Source organism: Bacillus sp. P14.5, from assembly GCF_003316765.1.
In the GTDB taxonomy this organism is placed as follows: domain Bacteria; phylum Bacillota; class Bacilli; order Bacillales; family Bacillaceae_B; genus Rossellomorea.
Genome location: NZ_NIJF01000018.1, coordinates 1 through 1,046, shown reverse-complemented (window position 1 = coordinate 1,046; position 1,046 = coordinate 1). Strand labels below are relative to the sequence as shown.

The window sequence follows — 1,046 nt, the reverse complement described above, 5'->3', positions numbered from 1 at the left end:
AAGGAACAGTTCAAGCAACTCGTCGACTTGCTTCATGAGAACGGCATCAAAGTCATGCTCGACGCCGTGTTCAACCACGTCGGCTACAACCATCCTTGGTTCTTAGACGTCGTCGAGAACGGGCCGCAGTCGGAGTACCGCGACTGGTTCTATCTTCGCGACTTCCCGATCGAGACGACGCCGAAGCCGAACTACGACACGTTCGCGTTCGAGAAGAACATGCCGAAGATCAATACGGAGCACCCGGCGTTAAAAGCTTATCTATTAGAAGTGGCCCGCTATTGGGTTGAAGAGTTCGGCATCGACGGCTGGCGGTTAGACGTGGCCAACGAGGTCGATCACGCGTTCTGGCGCGACTTCCGTAAAACGGTCAAAACAAGCGAACCCGGAGGCGTACATCCTCGGTGAGATTTGGCACGATGCGCAGCCGTGGCTCAAAGGCGACCAGTTCGACGCGGTCATGAACTACCCGTTCACGAACGCGAGCCTCAACTATTTCGCGCTCGATCGGACGTCCGCTTCCCAGTTCCGCAATGAATTGACGCGCGTCGAGATGATGAAACACGACGAACGTGAACGAAGTGACGTTCAACTTGATCGACTCGCACGACACGCCGCGTGCCCTCACTCGGGCGAAAGGACATAAAGGGAAGTTCAAATTGCTCATGATGTCGATGCTCACGTATACAGGTAGCCCTTGTATCTACTACGGGGACGAAATCGGCCTCGAAGGGGAACAAGACCCGGGTTGCCGCCGCTGCATGCCGTGGGACGAATCTGAAGAAGACCGCGAGTTGTTCCGTTACGTGCAGAAGTTGATTCGACTCCGCAAAGAGCACCCGGTGCTCGCGAACAGCGGCTCGTATCGATTCAATCTCGTCGACGATGAGGACAACGCCCTCATCATCGAGCGTTGCACGAAAGATGAGACGTATTTGATATATTTCAATAACTCAGACTCCGTATCGAAGCTCAACCCCGCTCGGACACACCCGGAAAGCGCTTACGACTTGCTACACGACCGTGATGTAGACTCACTCGAAGTT

Annotated in this window: 3 protein-coding genes; all 3 read left to right on the top strand. The window is 54.7% G+C overall.

Translation table 11 applies throughout. The features are described from left to right. Nucleotides 1–408: alpha-amylase family glycosyl hydrolase (locus B9Z54_RS26615; protein WP_481747773.1), on the top strand; the 408-nt coding region annotated here is incomplete at its 5' end. After that, nucleotides 338–646, top strand: coding sequence for an alpha-amylase family glycosyl hydrolase (locus B9Z54_RS26610; protein ID WP_481747774.1), 309 nt, complete (start codon nt 338–340; stop codon nt 644–646). The genes B9Z54_RS26615 and B9Z54_RS26610, both read left to right, overlap by 71 nt. Further along, the coding region (locus B9Z54_RS26605) for an alpha-amylase family glycosyl hydrolase (protein ID WP_481747772.1) at nt 573–1,046 on the top strand (474 nt) is incomplete at its 3' end. The genes B9Z54_RS26610 and B9Z54_RS26605, both read left to right, overlap by 74 nt.